General features: G+C 57.0%; 25 protein-coding genes and 1 pseudogene. 13 read left to right on the plus strand and 13 right to left on the minus strand.

Going from position 1 to position 23,749, the window contains the following annotated elements:
• Window positions 1-18: 18 nt before the first annotated feature.
• The 5 genes from P8935_RS03915 to P8935_RS03935 form a co-directional block, all read right to left on the minus strand.
• A complete protein-coding gene (locus P8935_RS03915; RefSeq protein WP_348263711.1) occupies window positions 19-1,821 on the minus strand; it encodes an FtsX-like permease family protein in 1,803 nt (600 codons plus the stop codon).
• Window positions 1,746-2,615: an ABC transporter permease gene (locus P8935_RS03920; RefSeq protein WP_348263712.1), complete on the minus strand. Its 870-nt coding sequence runs from the start codon at window positions 2,613-2,615 to the stop codon at window positions 1,746-1,748. Before P8935_RS03920 ends, P8935_RS03915 begins: the two co-directional genes overlap by 76 nt.
• 37 nt (window positions 2,616-2,652) lie before the next feature.
• Window positions 2,653-2,991, minus strand: a complete 339-nt coding sequence (locus P8935_RS03925) for a PadR family transcriptional regulator (RefSeq protein WP_348263713.1) — start codon at window positions 2,989-2,991, stop codon at window positions 2,653-2,655.
• A gap of 113 nt (window positions 2,992-3,104) precedes the next feature.
• Entirely contained in the window at window positions 3,105-3,917 is an 813-nt protein-coding gene (locus P8935_RS03930; RefSeq protein ID WP_348263714.1) for a phosphatase PAP2 family protein, read from the minus strand.
• Between the two features lie 63 nt (window positions 3,918-3,980).
• On the minus strand, window positions 3,981-4,499 hold the full coding sequence (locus tag P8935_RS03935; RefSeq protein ID WP_348263715.1) for a gamma carbonic anhydrase family protein: 519 nt from the start codon (window positions 4,497-4,499) through the stop codon (window positions 3,981-3,983).
• A 229-nt stretch (window positions 4,500-4,728) separates the two neighbouring features.
• Between P8935_RS03935 and rpsU the strand changes: the two genes are divergently transcribed.
• Window positions 4,729-4,926, plus strand: coding sequence for a 30S ribosomal protein S21 (rpsU, locus tag P8935_RS03940; RefSeq protein ID WP_109489384.1), 198 nt, complete (start codon window positions 4,729-4,731; stop codon window positions 4,924-4,926).
• A gap of 317 nt (window positions 4,927-5,243) precedes the next feature.
• A complete protein-coding gene (locus tag P8935_RS03945) occupies window positions 5,244-5,579 on the plus strand; it encodes a zinc-ribbon domain containing protein (protein WP_348263716.1) in 336 nt (111 codons plus the stop codon).
• 57 nt (window positions 5,580-5,636) lie between these two features.
• On the opposite strand, the gene purD is transcribed toward P8935_RS03945, so the two are convergent.
• The gene (gene purD, locus P8935_RS03950) at window positions 5,637-6,917 is read right to left on the minus strand and encodes a phosphoribosylamine--glycine ligase (RefSeq protein ID WP_348263717.1); all 1,281 of its coding nucleotides are present in this window, start codon (window positions 6,915-6,917) and stop codon (window positions 5,637-5,639) included.
• Between the two features lie 164 nt (window positions 6,918-7,081).
• Between purD and P8935_RS03955 the strand changes: the two genes are divergently transcribed.
• The 5 genes from P8935_RS03955 (at window position 7,082) to tdh (ending at window position 12,128) form a co-directional block, all read left to right on the plus strand.
• Window positions 7,082-7,270 carry a hypothetical protein gene (locus tag P8935_RS03955; RefSeq protein ID WP_348263718.1) on the plus strand — a complete coding sequence of 63 codons (189 nt, stop codon included), beginning with the start codon at window positions 7,082-7,084 and terminating at the stop codon, window positions 7,268-7,270.
• Window positions 7,267-8,199 (plus strand): tRNA (adenosine(37)-N6)-dimethylallyltransferase MiaA, encoded by a 933-nt coding sequence (miaA, locus tag P8935_RS03960; RefSeq protein ID WP_348263719.1) that lies wholly within the window; start codon window positions 7,267-7,269, stop codon window positions 8,197-8,199. The genes P8935_RS03955 and miaA overlap by 4 nt, the downstream gene beginning before the upstream one ends.
• A gap of 95 nt (window positions 8,200-8,294) precedes the next feature.
• On the plus strand, window positions 8,295-9,716 hold the full coding sequence (gene lpdA / locus P8935_RS03965; protein ID WP_348263720.1) for a dihydrolipoyl dehydrogenase: 1,422 nt from the start codon (window positions 8,295-8,297) through the stop codon (window positions 9,714-9,716).
• 154 nt (window positions 9,717-9,870) lie between these two features.
• Complete coding sequence (locus tag P8935_RS03970; RefSeq protein ID WP_348263721.1) at window positions 9,871-10,974, plus strand: SEL1-like repeat protein; 1,104 nt, start codon at window positions 9,871-9,873, stop codon at window positions 10,972-10,974.
• 119 nt (window positions 10,975-11,093) lie between these two features.
• The gene (gene tdh, locus P8935_RS03975; RefSeq protein ID WP_348263722.1) at window positions 11,094-12,128 is read left to right on the plus strand and encodes an L-threonine 3-dehydrogenase; all 1,035 of its coding nucleotides are present in this window, start codon (window positions 11,094-11,096) and stop codon (window positions 12,126-12,128) included.
• A gap of 704 nt (window positions 12,129-12,832) precedes the next feature.
• Here the strand turns inward: tdh and P8935_RS03980 are convergent.
• The 3 genes from P8935_RS03980 to thrS form a co-directional block, all read right to left on the minus strand.
• A complete protein-coding gene (locus P8935_RS03980; RefSeq protein ID WP_348263723.1) occupies window positions 12,833-13,342 on the minus strand; it encodes an SRPBCC domain-containing protein in 510 nt (169 codons plus the stop codon).
• Window positions 13,323-13,676, minus strand: coding sequence for a metalloregulator ArsR/SmtB family transcription factor (locus P8935_RS03985; RefSeq protein WP_348263724.1), 354 nt, complete (start codon window positions 13,674-13,676; stop codon window positions 13,323-13,325). The genes P8935_RS03980 and P8935_RS03985 overlap by 20 nt, the downstream gene beginning before the upstream one ends.
• Before the next feature lie 270 nt (window positions 13,677-13,946).
• A complete protein-coding gene (gene thrS, locus P8935_RS03990; RefSeq protein WP_348263725.1) occupies window positions 13,947-15,980 on the minus strand; it encodes a threonine--tRNA ligase in 2,034 nt (677 codons plus the stop codon).
• A gap of 185 nt (window positions 15,981-16,165) precedes the next feature.
• Here thrS and P8935_RS03995 point away from each other — a divergent pair, with 185 nt between their 5' ends.
• Window positions 16,166-17,503 carry a M48 family metallopeptidase gene (locus P8935_RS03995; RefSeq protein ID WP_348263726.1) on the plus strand — a complete coding sequence of 446 codons (1,338 nt, stop codon included), beginning with the start codon at window positions 16,166-16,168 and terminating at the stop codon, window positions 17,501-17,503.
• A 136-nt stretch (window positions 17,504-17,639) separates the two neighbouring features.
• On the plus strand, window positions 17,640-18,113 hold the full coding sequence (locus P8935_RS04000) for a TspO/MBR family protein (RefSeq protein WP_348263727.1): 474 nt from the start codon (window positions 17,640-17,642) through the stop codon (window positions 18,111-18,113).
• Window positions 18,114-18,128: 15 nt separating this feature from the next.
• Here P8935_RS04000 and P8935_RS04005 read toward each other — a convergent pair whose 3' ends face one another.
• Entirely contained in the window at window positions 18,129-18,626 is a 498-nt protein-coding gene (locus P8935_RS04005; protein ID WP_348263728.1) for a DinB family protein, read from the minus strand.
• Between the two features lie 337 nt (window positions 18,627-18,963).
• Between P8935_RS04005 and cysK the strand changes: the two genes are divergently transcribed.
• A complete protein-coding gene (gene cysK, locus P8935_RS04010; protein WP_348263729.1) occupies window positions 18,964-19,938 on the plus strand; it encodes a cysteine synthase A in 975 nt (324 codons plus the stop codon).
• A gap of 18 nt (window positions 19,939-19,956) precedes the next feature.
• A pseudogene (cysE, locus tag P8935_RS04015) lies at window positions 19,957-20,697 on the plus strand (serine O-acetyltransferase); the annotation flags it as partial.
• Here the strand turns inward: cysE and P8935_RS04020 are convergent.
• Window positions 20,694-21,206, minus strand: coding sequence for a GNAT family N-acetyltransferase (locus P8935_RS04020; protein WP_348263730.1), 513 nt, complete (start codon window positions 21,204-21,206; stop codon window positions 20,694-20,696). The pseudogene cysE and the gene P8935_RS04020 overlap by 4 nt on opposite strands.
• Before the next feature lie 111 nt (window positions 21,207-21,317).
• On the opposite strand from P8935_RS04020, the gene P8935_RS04025 reads away from it, so the two are divergent.
• Both P8935_RS04025 and P8935_RS04030 read left to right on the plus strand, forming a co-directional pair.
• Window positions 21,318-21,740, plus strand: coding sequence for a PadR family transcriptional regulator (locus P8935_RS04025; RefSeq protein WP_348263731.1), 423 nt, complete (start codon window positions 21,318-21,320; stop codon window positions 21,738-21,740).
• A complete protein-coding gene (locus P8935_RS04030) occupies window positions 21,737-22,345 on the plus strand; it encodes a hypothetical protein (RefSeq protein ID WP_348263732.1) in 609 nt (202 codons plus the stop codon). The genes P8935_RS04025 and P8935_RS04030 overlap by 4 nt, the downstream gene beginning before the upstream one ends.
• A 163-nt stretch (window positions 22,346-22,508) precedes the next feature.
• On the opposite strand, the gene P8935_RS04035 is transcribed toward P8935_RS04030, so the two are convergent.
• Both P8935_RS04035 and P8935_RS04040 read right to left on the minus strand, forming a co-directional pair.
• Window positions 22,509-23,060: a DUF4199 domain-containing protein gene (locus P8935_RS04035; RefSeq protein WP_348263733.1), complete on the minus strand. Its 552-nt coding sequence runs from the start codon at window positions 23,058-23,060 to the stop codon at window positions 22,509-22,511.
• Window positions 23,061-23,222: 162 nt separating this feature from the next.
• A complete protein-coding gene (locus P8935_RS04040) occupies window positions 23,223-23,687 on the minus strand; it encodes a response regulator transcription factor (protein ID WP_348263734.1) in 465 nt (154 codons plus the stop codon).
• Window positions 23,688-23,749 lie beyond the last annotated feature (62 nt).

The following is a 23,749-nucleotide window of genomic DNA, read 5'->3' on the forward strand; positions in this document are numbered from 1 at the left end:
GCAGTTCCTCAACTGCTTTCATTCTTGCCGCAGCACTTGCACAGGCTCCACACGGGATGCACGCAGCGCAGGAACCAGAGAGGCACAAGCCGCAACCGCCAGCATCAGGCAGATAACGCTTGCGTAGGTAACTGGATCGAGTGTCGAGACGCCGTAGAGCATTGAGCCAATGAAATGTGTCATCCCTAGTCCCAGCGCGAGTCCTGCTGCGGACCCGATTGTTGCCACACGCACGCCCTGGAATACAAATTGCGCAACAATCTGGTTGCGCATTGCACCAAGTGCGAGGCGAACGCCAACTTCGCGCTGCCGCAGACGACCGAGATAGCTCAACGTGCCGTAGAGTCCGATGCAAGCCAGCAAAATAGCTGTCGACGCAAAGATCGTCAGGAGCATCGTGCGCAACCGATTCTCAGACGATGCATCATCCAGATGATCCTGCAGCGGCGCAAAAGCATAGACGGATCGCGACGGCTCAATCTCGTGAATTTTGCGGCGGATACTTTCTACCATCGCCATTGGTTCGCCCTGGGTGCGTACCAGGTAGTTCGGAAAAGGATTCGGTGCGTTAAAGCACGAATACACCGTTGGCACCGCTTGCGTATTCAAGCCCTGTTCGCGGGCATCTCCCACAATCCCGCGTATCATCCCGTTGGGAAGGAAATCGTTATAGACCGCACCGGAGAGCCGATGGCCCACCGGCATGGCGTTGCCCATGTACTTGTCAGCGAATGCGCGATTGACCATCACATCGCTTGTATTCAAAGCCTGCCTGCAGGGTTCGCCGGCCAGCAACGCGATCCGCATGGTGTCGAAGTAGCCCACCGACACGGTGCGAGTGTCCGCAAGAATTGGATGTGCGGAATCGAGCTTGCCGTCGATTTTGTATTCAAGTTGATATTTCGACAGGACTCCGGGAAGCATCGCTGCTGTCGAAGCTGCCTCTACGCCCGGCATCGCCCGCAGGCTATCGAGAGTGCGATCGATACGCTGGATCACATTCTTCATCTCGGTGGTTTCACCCCAGGAGCCGCTGACCTGGAAAGTAAGCACGTGGCTGGGATCGAATCCGGGATAGACCCGAGAGAGCTGCTGAAAACTGCGCAAGAGCAGGCCTGCGCCGATCAGCAGTGTGACAGCCAGCGTGATCTGCATTCCGACCAGCAGCCATTGAAGAGTACCGCGCGTGGAGATCTGGGTGCGGCTTCCCGCAGCCAGGGTGCTTGCCAGCGAGCGGCGCGTTCCGCGCAGGGCGGGAAACAGACCGCAAAGCAAGGTTGTGCCCATCGCGGCAGCAAGGGTATAAGCAACAATCCGCCAATCCAGGCCAATCTCTTCGGCACGCGGTAGTGTCTTGGCCAGCAGGTGGAAACCACGCGCGGAGGCTGCGGCAATCAATAGCCCGGCGAGTGATCCAAACAGCGCCAGTGCAAAGACTTCACTCAAAAGCTGGAAGACGATCGATAGCCGCGATGCGCCCAGCGAGAAGCGAACTGAGATCTCATGCTCGCGCTCCGTCGTGCGGGCCAACAATAATGCCGCGATGTTTGAGCATGCGATCAGCAGCAGCAGCGTCACCGATCCGTAAAGCAGCCAGAGAGAACCGCGCGCATCCCCGACAATCACCTCTTTCAGGGTCTGCGTCTGGACAGTGAGTTCGGCATCTGGCTTGGGGAACTGTTTGCCTAGCTGCGTCTGCAGAGTCAGCAGATCAGCGGTGGCCTGCTGCACTGTGACGTCAGGCTTCATACGGCCAACAACCGTGAACCATGTAGCATCGCGGCGTTGCGCAAAGGGTGCATCGGGGGCACTCGGGTCCACAGGTCGGCGTCCTGATCGGGAAACTGGAAAGATGCTGGCATTACTCCGATAACAGGGTAGGAGTAACCTCCGACGTGAAGTTTTTGTCCGACCACGCCGGGATCGCCGTGAAACCGCCGCTGCCAATAGCGGTAGCTAATGATTGCAGCGTTTGGACCACCCCAATGCTCCTCCTGCGGTGTGAACCCGCGGCCCAGCGCGGGCGACACTCCCATCACCTCGATAAAACGCGGAGCTACGAGGCATTCCGTGACTTTTTCCGGCAATGAACCGGAGGTCTCAGAGAGGTCGTCGAAATAGTACCCGCTGATGGCCTGGAACGTAGAGTTCAATCGGTTCCAATCTTCCAGCCGCACTGGCGCTACGGCCTTGTTGGCATCGCGGCCTTTGTAGTCTCGCTGATCAAGCGCAACCAACTGGTTGCTGTTCGGAAATGGCAGCGGTCGAAGAATGATGGCATCGATAGCAGAAAACACCGCGCTATTGGCGCCGATGCCAAGCGCGAGCGTGAGAATGACGATGATAGAAAACGAGGGCGATTTGCACAGGAAGCGAATCGCGGCTTTCAGATTGAATAATAGGCTCTCAAGAGCGTGGGAAATGTGTACTTCCCGTACCTGCTGCTTTACTTGTTCGTGCCCGCCGAATTCGAGCATTGCGCGCCGGTGGGCCTCTTCAGGCGACATACCCTGGGCGACATAACCATCCGTCAACTCGGCGATGTGGAAGCCAATCTCCTGATCCACCGCATCTTCCGGAACTGGCTTTCGAGGGGAACGTCTCCAGCGGATCATCGTGGCCTCCTTCGTGTAGACCTACCGTTGTGTAGACCTACCGTGCCGTATCCAGAATCAGAGTGACGGCTCGCGACAGCCGGTTCCAGGTTTCTTCTTCGGCGGCCAGTTGTTTGCTGCCTTCCGCCGAGAGCCGATAGAACTTTGCCTGACGACCTTTGTCCGATTCGCCCCAGTCGGCTTCAAGCCATCCGCGCTTCTCCAAACGGTGGAGAGCTGGGTACAGCGAGCCCTGCTGCACCTGCAGAACGGCGTCTGAAATCTGTTGGATACGCTGCGAGATGCCGTAACCGTGGACGGGACCAAGAGCGACGACCTTAAGGATGAGTAGGTCGAGTGTGCCTTGCAGCAGGTCTGCTTTTTCGAGAGGGGTCATTGCCAGTGTCTCTCCTAGACAATCTACCTATAAAGTGCGATATGTAGATTGTCAAGGAGAAGGTGACGAACGGATAGAACAGAAATGCGGTGCCGGTGAGCGCTCTAATTGATTTATCGCGAGATCGGTTCGTGCCAGCGGTGGTGCATCTTGTAGACGAAGTGGCCAATCATCCAGCCGAAGGCGCTGCCAACCAGGACGTCTGAAGGAAAATGCTGTTGTCCCAGTACCCGGGTCAGGCTGACGCCGGTGGCCAGGGTATAGATTCCGAGCTGGTTTAGCCGCGAAGGATATTCCTCTGCGAGCACAGCAGCGCTGGACCAGGCAATCATGCTATGGGAAGAGGGAAACGAAGAATCCCATCCTACGTTGGTTTGGAAAAACTTGCCCTTGGCGTTGTCGAGGGTAGGTCGCTCCCGCCAGAAGATGAATTTCATTCCCTGCTCGACTACGAGGCTGTCGAGAATGGCTTCTCCGCCGAGGATGCCGGTTTCGCGTGCATGATCGTTGCCGGTGAAATGTCCGGCCGCAAACATAACCGCCGGCGCTGCAATGAAGGGGCTGACGAGGAAATTGGAGGCATTCGTGTTGGTGTTGTTGAAACTCGCATTGTGCGAGACAACGTCGTACATCGCCTGATGATCGGTTGTGACGGCGCCCGCCACTGCGAGGCCAAGTGGAAGCAGGTAGCCAAAATCCTTTTCACGAATGCGCGCGGGGCTGGACCAGATGGCACCTTCGTCCTTCAAGATATTCAGCGGAGTTGCGCGAAGGGTCACTTCTGCTTCGAGTTGTGGCTGCGGTGCGTTCGGGACCGAGGCTGGCGGCCATGTCTGTGCATGGCTGACTGTACAGGCAGATATCGCAAGGATGATCGAGCAGATGCAGCGGGAGTAAGGCGGCGAGGTCTTGCTAGTGTTGTTCACGGGTCTTTTTGATGCTAATTCACCGTGCGCGCCAGGTCAGATGAACGAAACTTCATTCTTGACTTACTTTTCCGCTTCCGCGAGATAGATCTTCGTGTAGTCGAGATAGTTTTGCGCGTACTGCAGGATCAGCTTCCGATCCTCGTCCCCAAGTTCGCGACGCTGTTTGCCTGGCACTCCGGCCCAGAGAGTTCGCGCCGGAACCACGGTATGTTCCGGCAGCACCGCACCGGCGGCGATGATGGAACCCTCGCCGATACGGCAGTCATTCAGGATCGTGACGCCCATCCCGATGAGCACCGCATCCTCAACGACACAGCCGTGGACCGTGGCGTTGTGGCCGATCGTCACCCAGTCGCCAACGGTTACAGAGTAAAGATGCCGTTGGCCGTGCAGAACGGAACAATCCTGGACGTTGGAGTTCGAGCCGACGCGGATGGAGTTAACGTCACCGCGGAGGACGGCGTTCATCCAGACAGAGGAGTTCTCTCCCAGCTTGACGTCGCCGAGTAGCTGGGCGGAGACGTCCACATAGCAGCTGTCTGGGATGGTGGGCAGCAGGCCCTGGTAGCGGCGAATCATGTTTTTTCGAATTCCTCCGGAGACCAGTGTAAGCGAGGCGAGCAGACCTCATTTAAGGACAAAGAACCTGCGCATCAGCGGAATCTTTGGGGACAAATTTCTTGCATGGATATCCTTGCAGCCGTGCAAGTTGATGTCTTGAAGGTGGATGTCTTAACTAAATTGGCTGACTACAGCCACTTCCGGTATCATGGTTATTGCCGATTGGCGGGTTTGGAGGTGGGATTTTTTGGCAGAGGTTCGCTTACAAGAAGGCGAGCCGCTTGAGAACGCGCTGCGCCGGTTTAAGCGGAAGGTACAGCAGGAAGACATCATCAAGGAAGTTAAGCGTCATTCCTACTATCTGAAACCCGGTGAAAAGCGCCGCGTGAAAGCAGCATTGGCACGCAAGCGGAATCGCAAGAAGGCTCGTAAAGAGCAAGATTAGGTCAGTTAACAGACATTGCGGAATGTGCCGTTCAGGCTATACTCGCTCTCCCCCCGGGTGAGGCTGGCCATATATCAAGACCATTGGACGGCACATCGCGATTGCAAATTCCAAGTTGCGCTGAATGCAGAGTTTTATAAGGCGCGAAATAATTCAGTCTCCCGCGATGGGAGACACGCTGCGATATAGCCGCTCCATTTGTGGCGGCCCGGGCCCTTGTTGTTTCAAGGACGTTCAAAGACAGGGAAACGGGAACGGCAAGCTCTCAAGTTCATGGCCGATTTCGATCGTAGTCCCTGCTTTTGAGGAAGCCGGTCATGGAATTCGTCGACAGAGTATTGAAGTGCACCGATTGCGGCGCAGAATTCGTGTTCACCGCGGGTGAACAACTGTTTTTCCACGATAAACAGTTTAAGAACGACCCGAAGCACTGCAAGCAATGCAAGGCGAAGCGCGCGAGCGGGGGACGAGTGCGCTCTGAGACTCGAACAACCTGTTCAGCATGCGGCCTGGAGACGACAGTGCCGTTCAAGCCTACGCAGGGCAGGCCGGTACTATGTCGCGCTTGCTTTCAGAAGCAGGCCAAGGGCGCGCCGGTCGCACCCATCACACCCAACACGCCATCCACACCCACCAATCCGGGTCCGGGCTGACGGTATGCTCAGAACTGATATCGCTCGATACTTGGCTTGAGCGTGGCAGGAGCGACATTAACGCCGCTCTTGCTTCAAAGCCCTGTGCCCAATGTCGTGGCGATAGTACATGCCTTCGAAGTGGATCTGGGACAGCGCCTCGTAGGCTCGGGTCAGCGCTTCTTCAAGGGAGTCGCCACTTGCGGTTGCACCCAGCACGCGGCCACCGCTGGTGACGAGCTGGTTTGCCACGCGGGTTGTGCCGGAATGAAAAATCTCTACCTCGGGGACCTTTGCTGCATTGCTTAGCCCGCTGATGGGTAGTCCCGTCTTATAGCTTCCGGGATATCCGGAAGAACTTGTCACCACGCAGGCTGACGCGCTCGAACTCCACTGCATTTCTGTCTCGGCGAGTCGGCCGTCGATGCAGGCCTCGAGAGCATCCACAAGATCCGACTCAAGACGCACCAAAATCGCCTGCGTCTCCGGATCGCCGAACCTTGCGTTGTACTCCAGCACCTCCGGCCCGCGTGCCGTCATCATCAAGCCGCAGTAGAGCACGCCCGTAAACGGCATTCCCTCTTCCGCCATCCCGCGCACGGTCGGCTCGGCGATGTGGTGCAGGATCCACTCGGTCATCGTCGGCTCAAGCATCTGGCTGGTGGAGTAAACACCCATTCCGCCGGTGTTCGGACCTGTATCTCCTTCGCCTATCCGCTTGTGATCCTGCGCGGGAACCAGCGGCGCTACATGCAGACCATCGGTGAGACAGAGAAAGCTGAGTTCCTCACCTTCGAGGAATTCTTCGATGACCACCTGGTGTTCGACCGAACCGAGCAGCTCGCCGTTGAAGAGACCCTGCGCAGTTTCAACAGCAAAATGCCGCGTGGGACAGATGATGACACCTTTGCCGGCAGCCAGACCGTCGGCCTTGACGACAATAGGCGCGTGAAAGTGCTTGATGGATTCTTCTACTTCTTTTGGACTGGTGCAGACAGCGTAGTTCGCGGTGGGAATCTGGTGGCGCTTCATGAACTGCTTGGCGAACGCCTTGCTCGACTCCAGCCGTGCTGCATCGCGTGTTGGCCCAAAGATACGGTACCCGCGCTCGCGAAAGGCATCGACAACGCCCAGCGACAATGGCAATTCGGGACCGACGATGGTGAGGCTAGGCTGCTCCACCTCGGCAAGGCGCACCATGGCGGCAACATCCTTTAGATCGACTGGAACGCAGCGAGCCACCTGCGCAATGCCGCCGTTGCCGGGTGCGCACACAACTTCTGTGACACGCTGGCTGCGCTTTACTGCCCATGCCAGCGCATGTTCGCGCCCGCCAGAACCAAGGATCAAGACTTTCATATTCGTGCCTCGTGCGGCTTCGGTCCCGCCGAAGCTCGAAAGGCTATGGTCAGCAATTGAGGGGGGTGAAGTCAAACGGTCAAAGTCATCGCTCCATCTCTATGCCTATACTGAGGCGTGGTGAATCGGTGCGCGAATCGCAGTCACCGCAGAGAATTACAAGCATGGTCGAACGCCGCATCAAGCCGCATCAGCAACAGTTTGCCGAGGACGAGCGACGCGAACGGCAACGGCACGCGTTCAGGCGCAACCAGGCGTTTGGTTTGTTGATTGTGGCTGCGGCTATCGCGACCTGGTGGCTGTTTCACACGAATCCCGCGTGGATATTTCCGAGCGGATGGTGGCGTCCGTGAGTTCTTCGCGGCCCAACGACTCACTAGCAGTGCTCATACTCGGGCCTACCGGCAGCGGCAAAACCGCGCTCTCACTCGCTCTAGCGGAACGCTTTAGCGGCGAGATCGTCAGTTGCGACTCGGTCGCTGTCTATCGTGGAATGGACCTCGGTACCGCCAAACCGACCGCTGGAGAGCGCGCCAGGATCCCGCATCACCTGATCGATGTTGCAGATCCCAATGAGCCTTTCACCGCAGGTGATTACAGCCGTCGCGCTCGCGTCGCTTTGAGCGAAATTGCCACCCGACAAAGGATTCCCATCGTTACTGGTGGAACAGGCCTCTATCTTCGCGCGCTGACGGAAGGTCTCTTTGCGGGCCCGTCGCGACAGGAAGAACTGCGCCAACGACTTCGCCGTAGTGCCGGGCGCCGTGGCACCGCATGGCTGCATCGCCTGCTCAGGCGGCTCGATCCCAAGACGGCTGAGCGCATTCATGCCAACGACGAGCCGAAACTGATTCGCGCCATCGAGGTATGCATTGCATCGCGCCAGCCCATGTCGCAGGTTCTGGCGCGCGATCCGCTTGTGGGATTTCGTTTGCTCCGCATCGGGCTGAATCCGCCGCGCGCTTTGCTGTATGAACGACTGAATTTGCGTTGCGCGCGGATGTTTGCGGATGGTCTAGTGCAGGAAACGCGAGCGCTGCTGGCTTGTTATGGGCCCATCAAGGCGCTGGATTCGCTGGGATACCGGCAGGCTGTGTCTGTTCTGATCAAGGGCGTGAGCGAAAAAGTAGCGATCGCCGAAGCGCAGCAGGGCCATCGCAACTATGCGAAGCGCCAGCTTACGTGGTTTCGTCGCGAGCCCGACGTGCACTGGCTTGAACGATTCGGCGATGACTTCCAAACGGAACGCGCTGCCTTCCAACTCGTGCAGGCGCACCGATAAACGGCCTTCCACATCCGATCAAGTGCAAGCATTAAACTGAACAGTGCAATGCGCTGCTCATCATCAGGAATGAACACGCGAGAATGGAGTTCCCTTTGGCAGACACAATCTATGACGTGGCAATCATCGGCAGCGGGCCTGCGGGCTACACGGCAGCCATTCGTGCAGGCCAACTAGGGCTCAAGGTCGCCCTTATCGAGTCCGCCAATGTTCTGGGTGGAACGTGCCTTCACGTCGGCTGCATTCCGACGAAGTCTCTCTTGTTCAACGCCGAACTCTGGGATCATCTGAAGCACGCTGCCGACTATGGCATCGACAACGTCGACGGCCGCACTCTGAACTGGGATGCAGTGCAGAAGCGCAAGACTTCCATCGTTGACAAGCACACCAAGGGTCTTGTCTTCCTGATGAAAAAGAACAAGGTGACGGTGATCTCTGGTTATGGTCGCCTGACGGGCGGGGCAAAAGACGGCGTGCACACCGTGGATCTGACTGGTCCCGATGGCGCGAAGAGCGAATTGAAGGCGAAGAATCTTATCCTCGCGACTGGCTCAGACGCCAAGACCATCTTCGGGCTCAAGCCCGATGACCGCATCCTCACCAACATCGAAATGCTTGCGGTTCCGCAGGTGCCGAAATCGCTGATTGTTATCGGAGCCGGTGCCGTGGGCGTCGAGTTCAGCTCTATCTTCAACAGCTTTGGCACCGAGGTCACGCTGGTCGAGTTTCTGCCGCGCTTGATGCCCCCCGAAGACGAAGAGATTTCGAAAGAGCTCACCCGCGTCTTCAAAAAGCGTGGCATCGATATCAACGCGGGCGCCAAAGTCGAAAAGATCGAGAAGACAGATACTGGCGTCAAGGTGACCTGGACTGGAGCGAACGGTAAGATTGTAGAGAAGGAAGCGGAGAAGGTGCTGGTTGCGGTGGGTCGTGCCCCGCGCATCGCCGACGTGGGCATCGACAAGACGAAAATCGAGCTCGATCGCGGCTTCGTAAAGGTTGGCGAAGCGCAGGAGACCGCGGAGCCCGGCATTTATGCCATCGGCGACATTGTGGCAGGCTTGCCGCAGTTGGCGCACTCGGGATCGATGAGCGGCATCGTCGCGGTCACGAAGATTGCCGGTCGTCCCTATCGCGGAGTTCGTCGCGAGCGCGTTCCCGCCTGCACCTATTCCGACCCGCAGATCGGCTCAGTGGGGTTGACGGAAGCGCAGGCTAAAGAGAAAGGCCTTGAGATCAAAGTCGGCAAGTTTCCTTTTGCAGGGAACTCCAAGGCCACCATTGTCGGCAGTCACGACGGATTCGTGAAGATCGTTGCGGACGCCAAATACGGAGAAATTCTGGGCGTGCACATTATCGGTCCGCAAGCCACTGAGCTCATCGCCGAAGCGGTGGCCGTGATGGAACTGGAAGGCACGGTTGATGAGCTAATGTTCACCATTCATGCTCACCCGACAATTTCTGAGGCGATGCTGGATGCTTATGCGGCAGTCGAGGGCATGGCGATCAACGCGTAAATCGTGAGCTCGCCATTCCAGGCAAAAGATGAAGCGGGTTGGACTGAAATTGCTTTTGTGATCCCGCTGTCATTAAAGGAATGTGAATTCTTTGGGAAAATACTGTAAATAGAGTTAATATCTTCCATTCCAGTGAATCGCGGAGTGGATGCAAATGAAAACTGCCCTCATAGCTTCAAGTGCTTTTATTTCATTGTTTCTTATGGCGGTTGTGTCGTGGGGGCAAGTTACGGTCTCGGCGTCCGATTCCTCCCCATCAGCATCACGCCGAGTCCTCATCCAGGATCGCAATGCTCCGCTGACCCAGACGATTGAGGAGACTCGGCGAGCTGCTGAGGCCGGAGATCTTCTCGGCGAGAACAATCTTGCATTCGCTTACACCTTCGGCAAGGGCGTAGAAATCAACTACGAAGAAGCCGCCCGTTGGTATTCAATGGCAGCCTCGAGGGGCTACGCACCTTCTCAATTCAATCTCGGCGTGCTCTACGAAGACGGGCTGGGCGTTCCGCAGCAAGATGCGAAGGCATACGAACTGCTTCACGCTTCCGCGCTCCAGGGTTACGCACCCGCCGAGGAGAGGCTCGCTTACTTCTACGAGAAAGGAAAAGCTGTTCCCGTCAATCTCGCTGAGGCAGCCCGCTGGTATCAAGCTGCGGCGTTACAGGGTGACGCGGTCGCGCAATGTACACTCGGCAGTTTTTACCACAACGGTCGCGGCGTGCCGCACGACGATGCCGAATCAGCGAAGTGGTATCGCATTGCGGCGGATCTGGGGAACGCTGTCGCCCAGAACAACCTGGGTTCGTTTTATCATCATGGCATCGGACTAGATCATGACTACGAACAGGCGCTGTACTGGTATCGGAAGGCAGCTGCGCAAGGTCTTGCCGAAGCCGACAATAACCTTGGCGTGATGTACCAGGAAGGCCTTGGAGTCGACAAAGATTATCGCCAGGCGGCGGCTTTCTACGCCGAAGCAGCGAAACATGGTGTCGTTCGCGGTCAGTACAATCTTGCCACGATGTACTACGTTGGCCGTGGAGTGCCACTCGACTATGTGACCGCGTACCTCTGGTACAGCCGCGCAGCCAGCGCTGGAGACTCATCCGCGGCACGAGTCCTCAAGCAGCTGTCGGGCGTGATGACGCCGCGCCAGAAAGAGCTCGCTCAGGCTCGGCTCGCTGAGGGGCAATCCGCCAGCGTTTCGAACGATCCGGCCGATTCGCTCTTCGATTCCGCAAAGATGAATCGTAAATAACCCTTCCAGCGAACGCTGCCTTTCATTTCCCGGAGTTTTGACTCATTCCGCCTGATGAATCCCAACCCGCTCAAAACCATTACACTTTCAACGGAATGGTTTGTACGGGGAGGTCCTGAATGAAGGCGTTGGTCAAATCGCGTGCGGAGCGCGGACTGTGGTTGGAAGACATCCCGGAACCGGCAATGGGCATTAACGATGTCCTCATTCGGGTGCTCTACACCGGCATCTGCGGGACCGACGTCCACATTTACAACTGGGACGAATGGGCACAAAAAACCATCCCGGTGCCTATGGCCATCGGCCATGAGTTTGTCGGCAAAATTGTTGCCGTAGGTTCCAACGTCAATGACTTCTTCCCCGGAGACATCGTCAGCGGCGAAGGCCACGTAGTTTGCGGCCGTTGCCGCAACTGCCTCGCCGGACGCCGCCATCTTTGCGTATCGACGCAGGGTGTTGGCGTGAATCGGCCCGGTGCTTATGCCGAATTTATCGCGCTGCCGATGACGAACATCTGGCGTCATCATCCCGGTGTCAATCTCGAAGTCGCATCGATCTTCGATCCTTTCGGCAACGCCGTTCACACTGCGCTGTCGTTCCCGGTGCTGGGAGAAGACGTGCTGATCACCGGGGCCGGTCCCATTGGTATCATGGCAATCCCCGTCGTGCGACACGCTGGAGCCCGCCACGTGGTCATCACCGATCTCAATCCTTTCCGTCTCGATCTTGCGCGAAAGATGGGAGCCACGCTTGCCGTCAATCCTATGGAAACCCCGCTCGGCGAAGTGCAAAAGAAGCTCAAGATGACGGAGGGATTCGACGTAGGCCTGGAGATGTCGGGTAATCCGCAGGCATTGAACGACATGATCGCCAACATGAGCCACGGCGGCAAGATTGCGGCGCTCGGCATCCCGTCGAAGAGCATTCCCATGGACTGGCGCCCGGTGATCTTCAACATGATCACAATCAAGGGAATCTATGGCCGCGAAATGTATGAGACCTGGTATAAGATGTCGGTAATGCTGGACTCGGGCCTCGACATCTCACCGGTGATCACGCACCGCTATTCATACAGCGACTTTGAAAAAGGCTTCGCCGCCATGATCTCCGGCGAAACGGGTAAGGTTGTTCTTGACTGGTCCAGCTTGGCCTGACTGGTTGTCCATCGCAATGCAGGCACGATCCTATTTGCGGCCTATGTTGGAGTTTGCAAATTGCGTATTGATGTCATGGGTAGTCAATTGTCTTGAACGGGATCTAAGAGAGCCGTAACATGCAATGCATGTCGGAGACCCCGGAACAACAGCTAGAAGGCTTTGTCGCTAAATTTGAGCCTGCCATTGGGAAGTCGATTCGCGAATGTAGATCCGCAATGCGCAAGCGGTTCCCGACGGCAAACGAACTCGTGTATGACAACTATAACTTTTTCGTGATCGGCTATTGCACCACAGAACGGCCCTCCGATTGTGTAGTCTCGCTTGCGGCAAACTCCAAGGGGATAGGTCTCAGCTTCTACCACGGTGCCACGTTGCCTGATCCGCATAATATCTTGGAAGGCAGCGGAAATCAGAATCGATTCGTGAGACTCGCTGGCAAAGCCACTTTAAGCCGCCCAGAAGTTCGAGAATTGCTTAGTGCCGCCGAGGCTCAGGCTGATCCTCCCTTCCTCACAAAGGGTCGTGGCAAGTTGATTGTTCGATCAATATCGGAAAAACAGCGACCAAGAAGATAACCGAGTGCTTAGGGGGCCGCGGTCCCTCCCTTTTCGGGGCCGGGCAGGTGACGAGAAGCCAGTACCAAGCTGCCTCCCGCCACCCTTAGCTTTATCGCGCATGACGACCGTGAAAACTTCAACTCCTTACTTCGCCTGCACTAAGTCTGCAACAACCGCGGCAACCTTATCGAGTATCTGGTTCCAGCCCTCGAGTTGACCGCTGTTCTTTGCGCTCTCCATAGGTTCATTTCCAATGAAGGTGAGTTTCGTCTGGCCGTTTCCGAGATCCTCAAAAATGGTCACGTCGTACGCACCTTCTATGGCTTCATGTTCTATTCCTAATTGCTCAGGCTCAATCTTGTTTCCTTTCGAGTCGGAAAAATACATGGAGGAAACGATCTTCTCGTGCAGAACGATCTCGTGGTATTCGCCAGCATTCCAGAACTCCTGACCATCGGGCATTCTCATGCAGCAGCGAAATTTTCCTCCCTCACGAAAATCAATCTCGCAAAATGGCGAAGTAAAACCCTTCGGCCCCCACCATTGCATCACATACTTCGGGTCTGTCCACGCTTTCCAAACCAGCTCGCGTGGAGCATCAAAAACTCTTGTGATAACCATCCGCTCTGTCTCGTTAACCGTGCTTTTTGTCATCTCTGACCTCCGCCTTTTTCATTTGATTTACAACCGCATCCAGCTTGTCGAAACTCTCTTCCCAGAATCGGCGATAGCTAATCGCCCAGTCGCTAACTTTCTTTATCGACTCCGGCCTAAGCGTGCACACGCTCTCTCGTCCACGTTTTGTCTTCATCACAATCCGTGCCCGAACCAGATAGGCAATATGTTTTGAAATCATCTGCTGCGAAAGTGAAAACGGTTCCGTCAACCCATGCACGGAGGCAGGCCCATGGGAGAGTCGTTCGATCATCGCCCTACGGGTGGGATCAGACAACGCCGCAAATGTCGTACCCAAACTATCCACAACCATATGGTAGTGAATTGTCTGACAATGTCAAGTATGAATTTTGCGATCCACTCAGCGCAGTCCTGCGAAGTTTTGCGAAGTTTTCCAGAAAGCCACAGCAAAAACGGGCAGCCATGATTGGCTGCCCGCGACGATTTGGCAGTACCCGCGAGGACTACTTTGGGGCCTGCTCGACAATCCGCGTGCCGTTTTTGAATTCCTCCACTCCCCGTGATAGGTCGAAATTACCCGCTTGAAATCCTTTGGACGGACGCAGGCAACGCACGCAGTGTTTCACAGATCCGTCGACTTGCTCTCCTTCAGCGCTTTGGCTTTTGCGATAAAATCTGCCAACGGAATCGAACCCTGGTCGCCTTTGCCGCGAGTGCGCACGCTAACTGTGCCTGCGCCCTCTTCCTTGTCGCCGAAGACGAGGATGTAAGGAACCTTCTGGTTGGCTAGGTCACGAATTTTTGAGTTCATCTTCTCGTTGCGAATATCTGTCTCGACCCGGAAGCCTGCGGCCTTCAGTTCCGCTTCGACTTTTGCCGCGTACCCAGCGTGCCGCTCGCTGATGGGCACGAGGCCAATCTGCACCGGCGAAAGCCATAGCGGGAACGCTCCGGCGTAATGTTCGATCAGCACGCCAAAGAATCTTTCAACGGAACCGAAGAGAGCGCGATGCACCATCACCGGCTGATGGCGCTCGCCGTCTTCGCCAACGTATTCGAGTTCGAAGCGCGCCGGAAGGGTGAAATCGAATTGCACCGTCGATAACTGCCAGAGCCGTCCCAGGACATCCACGAGCTTGATATCGATCTTCGGTCCGTAGAAGGCTGCTTCGCCGGGGATCGTCTTGAACGGAATTCCCTTCGCCTTCAGCACCCGGTCGAGCGAGCCAATGGCGAGATTCCAGTTCTCATCCGAGCCCGTGTAACTTTTGCGATCGTTTGGATCCCAGGTGGAAAGCTCGACTCTAAATTCGTTAAAGCCAAACGTCTCGAGTACCGCCTTGGCAAAGTCGATGCACGCTTCAACTTCGCTTTCGATCTGGCTGGGCATGCAGAAGATGTGCGCATCGTCCTGCGTAAAGCCGCGCACGCGCAGAAGGCCGTGCATGGTGCCGGAGCGCTCGTAACGATAGACATTGCCTAGCTCTGCGTAGCGCTGCGGCAGGTCGCGATAGCTTTTCGGGGAATTTTTGTAGATCAGAATGTGGCCGGGGCAGTTCATCGGCTTGAGACGGTACTCCGCGTCATCAAGTTCCATCGGCGTGTACATGTTGCCGGAGTAGTAGCCTTCGTGGCCACTGACCTTCCACAGTTCGCGGCGCATCACATGCGGCGTGAAAACCATCTGATAGCCACGGCGCAGGCACTCTTCGCGCATCCAGTCTTCCATCACCTTGCGGACGATGCCGCCCTTGGGATGCCAGAAGACGAGGCCGGGCCCTGCGAGTTCCTGAATGCTGAACAGGTCAAGCTGCTTGCCAAGGACGCGATGGTCGCGCTTGGCTGCTTCTTCAAGCCGCGCGAAATGCGCATCCATTTCCTTCTGGGAGAAGAATGCTGTGCCGTAGACACGCTGCAACTGGGGATTCTTCTCGTCGCCGAGCCAGTAGGCGCCGGCCAGTGTAGTCACCTTCACGGCTTTCACTCGACCTGTTGAAGGCACATGGGGTCCGCGGCAGAAGTCCACGAACTTGCCGTTGCGGTAGAAACTTACTTGCGAACCGGGCTCAGTGAACTTGGTCACGAAGTGGGTCTTCATGAAGTCGCCGTCTTTTTCAAATTCCGCCAGCGCCTGCTCACGCGGTTCATACTCGCGCACGAACTTCTCATCGCGCGCGACCACCTCTGCCATCTTCTTTTCGATCGCTGCGAGGTCATCCGGCGTGAAAGGCTTATCCCGGTAGAAGTCATAGAAGAAGCCTGCATCGGTGGCGGGACCATGGCCCAGCTTCGTCTCCGGAAACAACTCAAGTACCGCCGTAGCCAGCACATGCGCAGCCGAGTGGCGGACGACTTTCAGCGCCTCGGGATCATTCTCCTTGACCAGCTCGAGCTTTGTGTCGGCATTCAGCGGGGTGGAGAGGTCTACCAGCCGCGTGGTCGAAGCGTCCTCGGCGGTGTACATGGCAGCTTCTGAGTCGCCAGGCGCAGACGCGCTTGCCGCGGTCGAACTGGTCACGGGGGACAACCGGGCCACCACCGATGCGGCGGCCAGGCGCGGCGAAATCGAGTTGGCGATGTCAAAGGGCGTCGTGCCTGCGGGCACTTCGCGTATGCTTCCGTCGGGCAGATGTACGGCAATGTTTTGCGTGCTCATGGTGTTTTTCAGGGTCCTGACTGATCGGGCCGCGCGTTAACCGCGGACCTGTGCTCTTCGTTAAGGATATAACGGGTCAAATGGAACCATCATCGAAGAGGTTGCGTAAAGCGGTAAAGTATCCAGCGGATAACTCGATCGTGCCCTGCCTCGCACGCGCCGAGATCACGTAAGGAAGGTCTCGCATGTTCGATTTCTCTAAGAAGATTCTCGCTTTCGCCCTGATCGCAGGTGCTGCGCTTTCAGCATCGGCGCAGCCTGCCATTCAGCCTACCGTGGATATCACCAAGGTTCCTGCCGCGGCCCAGGCGTCGCCGCAATTTGATACGGATGCGGCTACGGAAGCCTACATGGGTATGATGCCGCCGGCGGCCGTGGCACGTTCCAATGCTTATTTTGAAGGCGGCTACTGGCTCATTCTCTGGGATTTCCTATACGGCGTTGCAGTCTCGCTTTTGCTGCTCAACCTTCTCTGGTCGGCTCGCATGCGCGACATGGCGGTGCGTGTCACGCGCTACCGGTGGCTGCAACCGTTGCCGTACGCCATTCTGTTTGTCCTTGCCGACACTGTTCTCGGTTTTCCGCTGGAGTACTACGAGAACTACGCACGCGAGCACAAGTATGGGCTGGCGACGCAGAGCTTCGGGCCGTGGATGGGCGACGAATTCAAGGAATTGTTGGTCTCGCTGGTCATCGCTTCCATCGCGATGTTGATCCTGTTTGCCATCGTGCGCAGATTTCCGAACTCATGGTGGATCTGGGGCGCCGCCGCAACGATGTGCCTGATGACGATCCTGATCGCCATCGGGCCAGTGTTCCTTCAGCCCATTTTCAACTCGCCCAAGAAACTCGAAGATCCCAAGATTACAGCGCCGATTCTGCGCATGGCTCATGCCAATGGAATTCCCACCAACGATGTCTGGCAGATTGATGCAAGCAGGCAGACTACGCGCATGAGTGCCAACGTGAGCGGATTCGGCAACACGATGCGCATCACACTGAATGACAACCTGATTCAGCGGGGCTCGCCGGAAGAGATCCAGGCCGTCATGGGTCATGAGATGGGCCACTACGTGATGAATCACATATCCAAGATCCTGATGTTTTTTCTGATCCTGATCGTGCTGTCGTTCGCGTATCTATTCTGGGGAATCAAGTGGGCGCTTAGCCGCTGGGGTGAGCGCTGGCAGATTAGTTCGGTGAGCGATCCGGCAGTTGTGCCCCTGGTCATGCTGATGGTTTCGATTCTGATGTTCGTGCTGACGCCGATTAACAATTCCTTCGTTCGCATGCAGGAGAAGGAAGCGGACATGTTTGGCTTGAACGCGTCGCGCCAGCCTGATGGGTTCGCACAGGCGGCGATCCATTTGGGCGAATACCGCAAAATGCGTCCCGGCCCTATCGAGGAATTCCTCTTTTATGACCATCCGAGCGGCTACAACCGGATTCACTCCGCCATGGTGTGGAAGAGCCAGAATCTGGAGCTTTTCAAGCCATCGACGGAGCAAATTTCGAAGCCGTAGGGCGGAGATCGATGCCACGAAATATTTGCGGGTTGGGATTTGGTGTGTGCAAATAATTCAGCCACTCTGATCCCGTGGTTCCCGGAGTTACATCCAACTCGGGTGAGCCAGTTGGCATGGCTTCGGAGGAGCAAGAATGCACTGGCTTTCGTTGGTAGGCTTGATCGTGCTTTGTGAGGGCGTCGGCGGATTGGGAGGCATGTGGACCGGCCCCGAGATTCCGCGCTGGTATCGCACTCTGAATAAGCCCTCGTTCAATCCGCCAGGCTGGATTTTTGGGCCAGTGTGGACGACGCTGTATCTGCTGATGGCGATTGCAGCGTGGCTGGTATTCAATTCGACGGCATCGTCGGCGCGCACTATCGGGCTCGGTCTCTTTTTCGTGCAACTGGCACTAAACCTGGCGTGGAGCTGGATCTTCTTTCGCAAGCATGCGATTGGCTCGGCGGCCGTTGAAGTGGCCTTGCTGTGGTGCTCCATTGGCGCAACGACCGTGTTGTTCAGCCAGGTGTCTTCGGCCGCCGCGTGGCTGATGGCGCCTTACTGGGCTTGGGTCACGTTTGCTTCGATATTGAATGCTACGATCTGGCGGCTGAATCCCGCCGCCTGAAAAAGACCCGGGCAGTTATTCGAATTGGTTCAGGTCGGTATCAGGCGCTGGATGACCCAGCGCCCGGCACATCGCGACGATCTGGCCTTTGTGATGAAAAGCGTGGGTCAGAAAATGATGCAGGACAAGCGCGGGAGTGCGGACGGCGTTATCTCCGTCGGGGAAATGAAGTTCTGTATTGGAGTTGAGTTGTTGATCCGTCACACTTGATAGATACGCCTTGGTCTGTTGACTGACTTGCTGCTGAAAGAGCCTGGCATCCGCGACGGCGGGAAACTCGGCAGGATTGCGATCGACATAGCGAAGCCCCTGCAGCGTGTGAACCCAGAATCCTTCGCAGTTGAAGATATGGATCACCTGGTTCCGCAGCGTGGGGAAGCCAAAGTTGGGCAATTCCTGCAGATAGCCGCTCGATGGAATTGTGGACAGATGATCGAGCAGGAGATTGAGGCTGGCGTGTGTCCAGCTATGCAACTTCTGAATGCCTTCCAGGGTGAACGCCGTTTTCGCCATGATGGGGTTCATTTTATAAGGACCGTTCTGCAGTTGCCGCGAGGAGAGCTGGGCGTCGTCGCACTCTGCGGCTCAGAGCGCATGCTCCAAGCTAATTGAGCCCAGCACCCACGTCGGTTGTACGTCACCTGCCTCAAACTTGCCATCCCCACGCCTGCCGGACTAGGCTATGTGCATGCGTCGATGTCGCTAACGCCGACCTGGTGTCTGCTGCGATGCATCCGTGCGCCCTACTCGCGCACAATTTTTCCCGCCTGAACTTGCCGCGGCGCAAACACCACTACCCTCACCCAAGAACACTGCCGACAGGGCACTTCCCCGTCGAAGGAGATTTTGTATGGCGCGTATTGCTGCAGACATTACTGAACTGATCGGAAAGACTCCCCTCGTGCGGCTGAACCGCGTTACCGCTGGACTGCCAGCCACCGTTGTCGCCAAGCTTGAAAGCCAGAATCCAGTCTCCAGCGTGAAGGACCGCATTGGAAACGCGATGATTGAAGACGCCGAAAAGTCTGGCAAGATCACCCCCGGCAAAACTGTCCTTATCGAGCCAACGAGCGGCAACACCGGCATCGCACTTGCCTTTGTAGCGGCGGTGAAGGGTTACAAGCTTATCCTCACTATGCCCGAGACGATGAGCACGGAGCGTCGGGTGCTTCTGCGCGCTTTCGGAGCGGAGATCGTTTTGACTCCGGGGCCCAACGGAATGAAGGGGGCGATTGCCAAGGCCAACGAGATTCTCCACAACACTCCGAATGGATACATCCTCGGGCAATTCGATAATCCCGCCAACCCCGCAATCCACCTCAAGACAACGGGGCCGGAGATCTGGGAAGACACGGATGGGAAGGTCGACTTCCTTATCTCCGGCGTCGGCACCGGCGGCACGCTGACGGGAGTGGCCACTTATATCAAAGAGCGCAAGCCGGGGTTCAAGGCCATCGCGGTTGAACCGGCTGACAGCGCAGTCATCTCCGGAGGCAAGCCAGGTCCGCACAAGATTCAGGGACTCGGCGCAGGATTTATTCCCGGCAATCTGGACACCAAGCTGATAGACGAAACCATCCAGGTCACCAACGAAGAGTCAATCGCCATGGCGCGGCGGCTGCCGCTTGAGGAAGGTATTTTTGTCGGCATCAGTTCGGGTGCGGCCGTAGTTGCAGCGTTGAAGGTGGCCGCGCGGCCGGAGAATGCCGGCAAACTGATCGTGGTGATCCTGCCCAGCTTCGGCGAGCGTTACCTTTCCAGCGTCCTGTTTGATTCGCTGCGGCAGGAAGTGCTGGCGTTGCCAACGCAGGCAGTTACGCTGTAAACGGAAGACGCAGCAGGAAAGGCACAGCTCATGTTCGACCGCATTCGCGAAGATATTCGTTCAGTATTGGAGCGCGACCCCGCGGCGCGCTCCACGCTGGAGGTGATGCTTTGCTATCCGGGGCTGTGGGCTGTGTGGTTCCATCGCGTTTCTCACTGGATGTGGCGTATGAAGTTGTATTTGCCGGCGCGGATACTTTCACAAATTGCTCGCTTCTTCACGGGAGTGGACATTCATCCAGGTGCGCTACTGGGTCGGCGTCTATTCATTGACCACGCCACCGGCGTCGTCATTGGTGAGACGGCTATCGTGGGAAGCGGCGTCACCTTGTACCAGGGCGTCACTCTCGGGGGCACGGGCAAGGGCCACGGCAAGCGGCATCCTACGCTTTGCGATGGAGTGTTTGTGGGCAACAATGCCAACGTGCTGGGTAATATCACGATTGGCCAGAATTCGCGGGTGGGTGCTGGATCTGTCGTTCTGTCCGATGTGCCGCCCAACTCCACCGTCGTTGGCGTTCCAGCACACATCGTCTACCGCAACGGCGAGCGCGTCCTCATCACCGATCCGCACGACGTGAAGGATCCGCTTTCAGACGCGCTGATCGCGTTGTCTGCTCGGGTTGAAGAACTGGAAGACAAGCTTGGCGCGCATGTCCGTCGCCTTGAACCGTTTGCGGCGGAAGAGGCCGAGCGCAGCGCCTATCGCCGCGAATTGAATCAGCTTGCTGAGTACGTGTCGATGGGTGAGGGAATCTAAGTTGACTCGGGCACGTGGAGCCTTGGCTTTTTCTGTAGCTTCTTCTCCACGAAGCTGCTCACCACGCGCACATCTTCCCAGATCATCCAGTGGTCGTTGAGTTGTAGTGCGCCATATTTTGCATAGAATTCGCGCGCGGCGGCATTCTCCGGGGCAACGTTTACGCAAATGCGGAGAGCTTGTTGCTGCACAAACCAGCTTGCCACTGCGGCCATCAGCATCCCCGCAATCCCGCGCTTGCGAAGCTTCTCGTCAACATTGATCCATTGCAGTTCACCATCACAGGCGTGGCGATGCGTCCGGTGACCGGCTACAAATCCAACGATCCTGCCGGCGTCCACGGCAACAAATGCCACCCGCTCGCGCAAGGCCAATTGAGGAGAATGTTCACCGCGAAGATATAGGCCGATCCGTTCAACCCAGAAGGCCGCTGTCTCCCAAACCTGCGCGCGCAAGGTCGCCATCTCCGGGATATCCCGATCTTCTGCCAGCCGAATGAGAACCGACATTCGTGCACCCTTTCTGCGACCACAATACCGATGAAAGCCAAGCCGTAAAAATTTTGATTGACAATTTATGCTATCCATTGCAATATACATTGCTATACGAGGTATATGGCAATGATGAAGTTGAGGGCGCAACCCGTGGAAGGCGAGTCGCCGGACCGGTGGGAGGCGCAGCTCCGCAAAGGCGCACTGGAGATGGCTGCGCTGGCCAGCCTATGGCAGGGTCGCCTGTATGGTCTTGAAATCATTCGGTTTCTAGAGAACCATTCGCGGCTGGTACTGGCGGAGGGGACTATCTATCCCATTCTCAACAGGCTGAAAGCTGAGGGAATGCTGACTTCAGATTGGGTTGAAGCCGAGGCTGGCCACCCTCGCAAGTACTACGCCCTGACGGACGCTGGACGTCAACGGCTGCGGCAGATGGCCGAAGCCTGGGCCAATTTCGCGGGCGGGCTCAGCCAGCTTTTGGTGCCAGTCCTCAATGGGCAAATTCAGTCGAACACCCGAGATCCAGAGCAGAAGGAGTTATCGCGATGATGACCGAGACCGTGCATACAGACACCGTGCAGATCGACACTTACCTGGCTTCACTGCGCACCCATCTGGGCCCGATGACGCTGAGCGAGCGCGACGAGATCGTTCGTGAGATCAGTGCGCACATTCGCGACTCGGCGGAAGAGAGCGGCGTGGATGTGGAGACCATCCTTGCGAGGCTCGGATCCGCCGAGGAGTTGGCCTCCCAATACAGCGATGGCTTGTTGATTCGCCAGGCCAGCCGCAGCATCTCGCCTCTCAAACTGATGCGGGGCGCCTTGAGACTGGCCACCAAGGGCGTCTCCGGAGTGATTGTGTTTTTTGTCGGGGTTATCGGTTACGCCATTGGAGGCGGCATGGCGCTCTCCGGAATGCTCAAACCCATCCTGCCCCACAATACCGGCATGTGGGTTCAGAACGGACACCTGGTCGCGTATGGCACGCAATTTCCCGCGATCGGCCCACCGGCGCATGAAGTTCTGGGGATGTGGTACATCCCGTTGATGCTTACGGCGGGCAGTCTCACCCTGTTGGCGACTACGTTTGTGATCCGAACGTCGTTGCGGGTTTCTCAGCGATGGCAGGCGAGGCTGTCGCGGGGCGCGTGAGGATTTAGTGCTGACCGGAGCCATCAAAAACTGGACGTCACCGTATTGGGCCCACTGATTTGCCTATTTCGGAGGTTCCGGCTCTGCGGTACGAATGATCCCGCTCTCCCACATCCCATCCTCTGCTCGAAAGGTCGGGGCTTAATCGCCCCGGTCTTTTGATTTACGGGTTCGCCACTGCGGTCGCGGCGGAGGGTTCGACAGGGGATTTGCGGCGGAGGACGGCTGCGGAGATCAGCGTGATGATGAGTCCGACGGGGAGGGGCTCCATGAAGGTATACGCCATGTTGACGAAGGGGTTCTGGTAGAGCTGCTGTGAGTGTTGTATCTCCGCGACCTTCGCGGCGGTGGTGGCGGGGTCGAGTCCGGAGGACTGGACCTTGTGAATCTGCGCGGCGAAGTAGCTGTCCATGAAGTGGGGCATGAAGTTGAAGTAGAGGATCTCCCACGTGGCGACGTAGCAGACGGTGGTGATGAGAGCGATCAGGATGCCGCAGGAGAATGCGCGGCCGAAGGAGATCTGGCCGCCGAGGTTGTTGTCGCGGTAGCTGCGGATGCCGAAGTAGATCAGCAGGAACGACGCCACCATGATGGTGTAGCCGAGGATCATGCTGTGGCCGGAACCGATCTTGTCGGCGAGTAGAAGTGAGCTGTCCATCAGGACAGAGATCATGACGCCGGCGATGAGACCAAAGGTGAGGACGGTTTTCTTCATGGGAGGCTCCTGTTGCGAGTGAGGATGGAGTCACGATGCAGCGTGGCGGGGCCGGATGTCGTCATTCTTTTTAATGATTTTCAAGGAATCGAGTGGAAATCGTGCTTTCGGGTGAAGCATTTTCGCCTGATCGACAAAACCTGTGTCAGAAGGCGTCTGGTTTCATGGCAGGAGACCTAGTTCTTTGCCGCGCTGGACGGCCTGGGTGCGGCGGGCGGCTCCGAGCTTGTCGAAGGCGCGGGCACAGTGAGTCTTGACTGTGTTTTCAGAAACGAAAAGCTGCGTGGCGATTTCGCGATTGCTGAAGCCGCGGGCGATCAGGGTGAGGACTTCGAGTTCGCGTGCCGTGATGCCGAGGGTCTGCTGGCGTTCGGTATTGGGAGTGAAGGGGGCCGAGGCTTCCGCGGGGACGAGCACTTCTTTTACCACGACCGTTTCCCGAATGATTTCGCGACGGCGCGTGATCCTGAGGCCTAGCCAGATGCCGAATGCTGCAAAGAGGATGGCGACGAGCGCGCCGTAGAGCTCAACGGAGTGCTCGATGACGACGAAGCGGTATTCGGTGTATTGGAGGGTGGCGATGAGGAGGCCGCCGACGAGACCGAAGATTAGAACGTGGCGCCTCATGGTGGGGTTGTGAAAAAGTATATCGGAGACTTCGAGCCAGTGGTCTCACCGGGCAGAACACA

The organism is Telmatobacter sp. DSM 110680 (genome assembly GCF_039994875.1).
In the GTDB taxonomy this organism is placed as follows: domain Bacteria; phylum Acidobacteriota; class Terriglobia; order Terriglobales; family Acidobacteriaceae; genus Telmatobacter.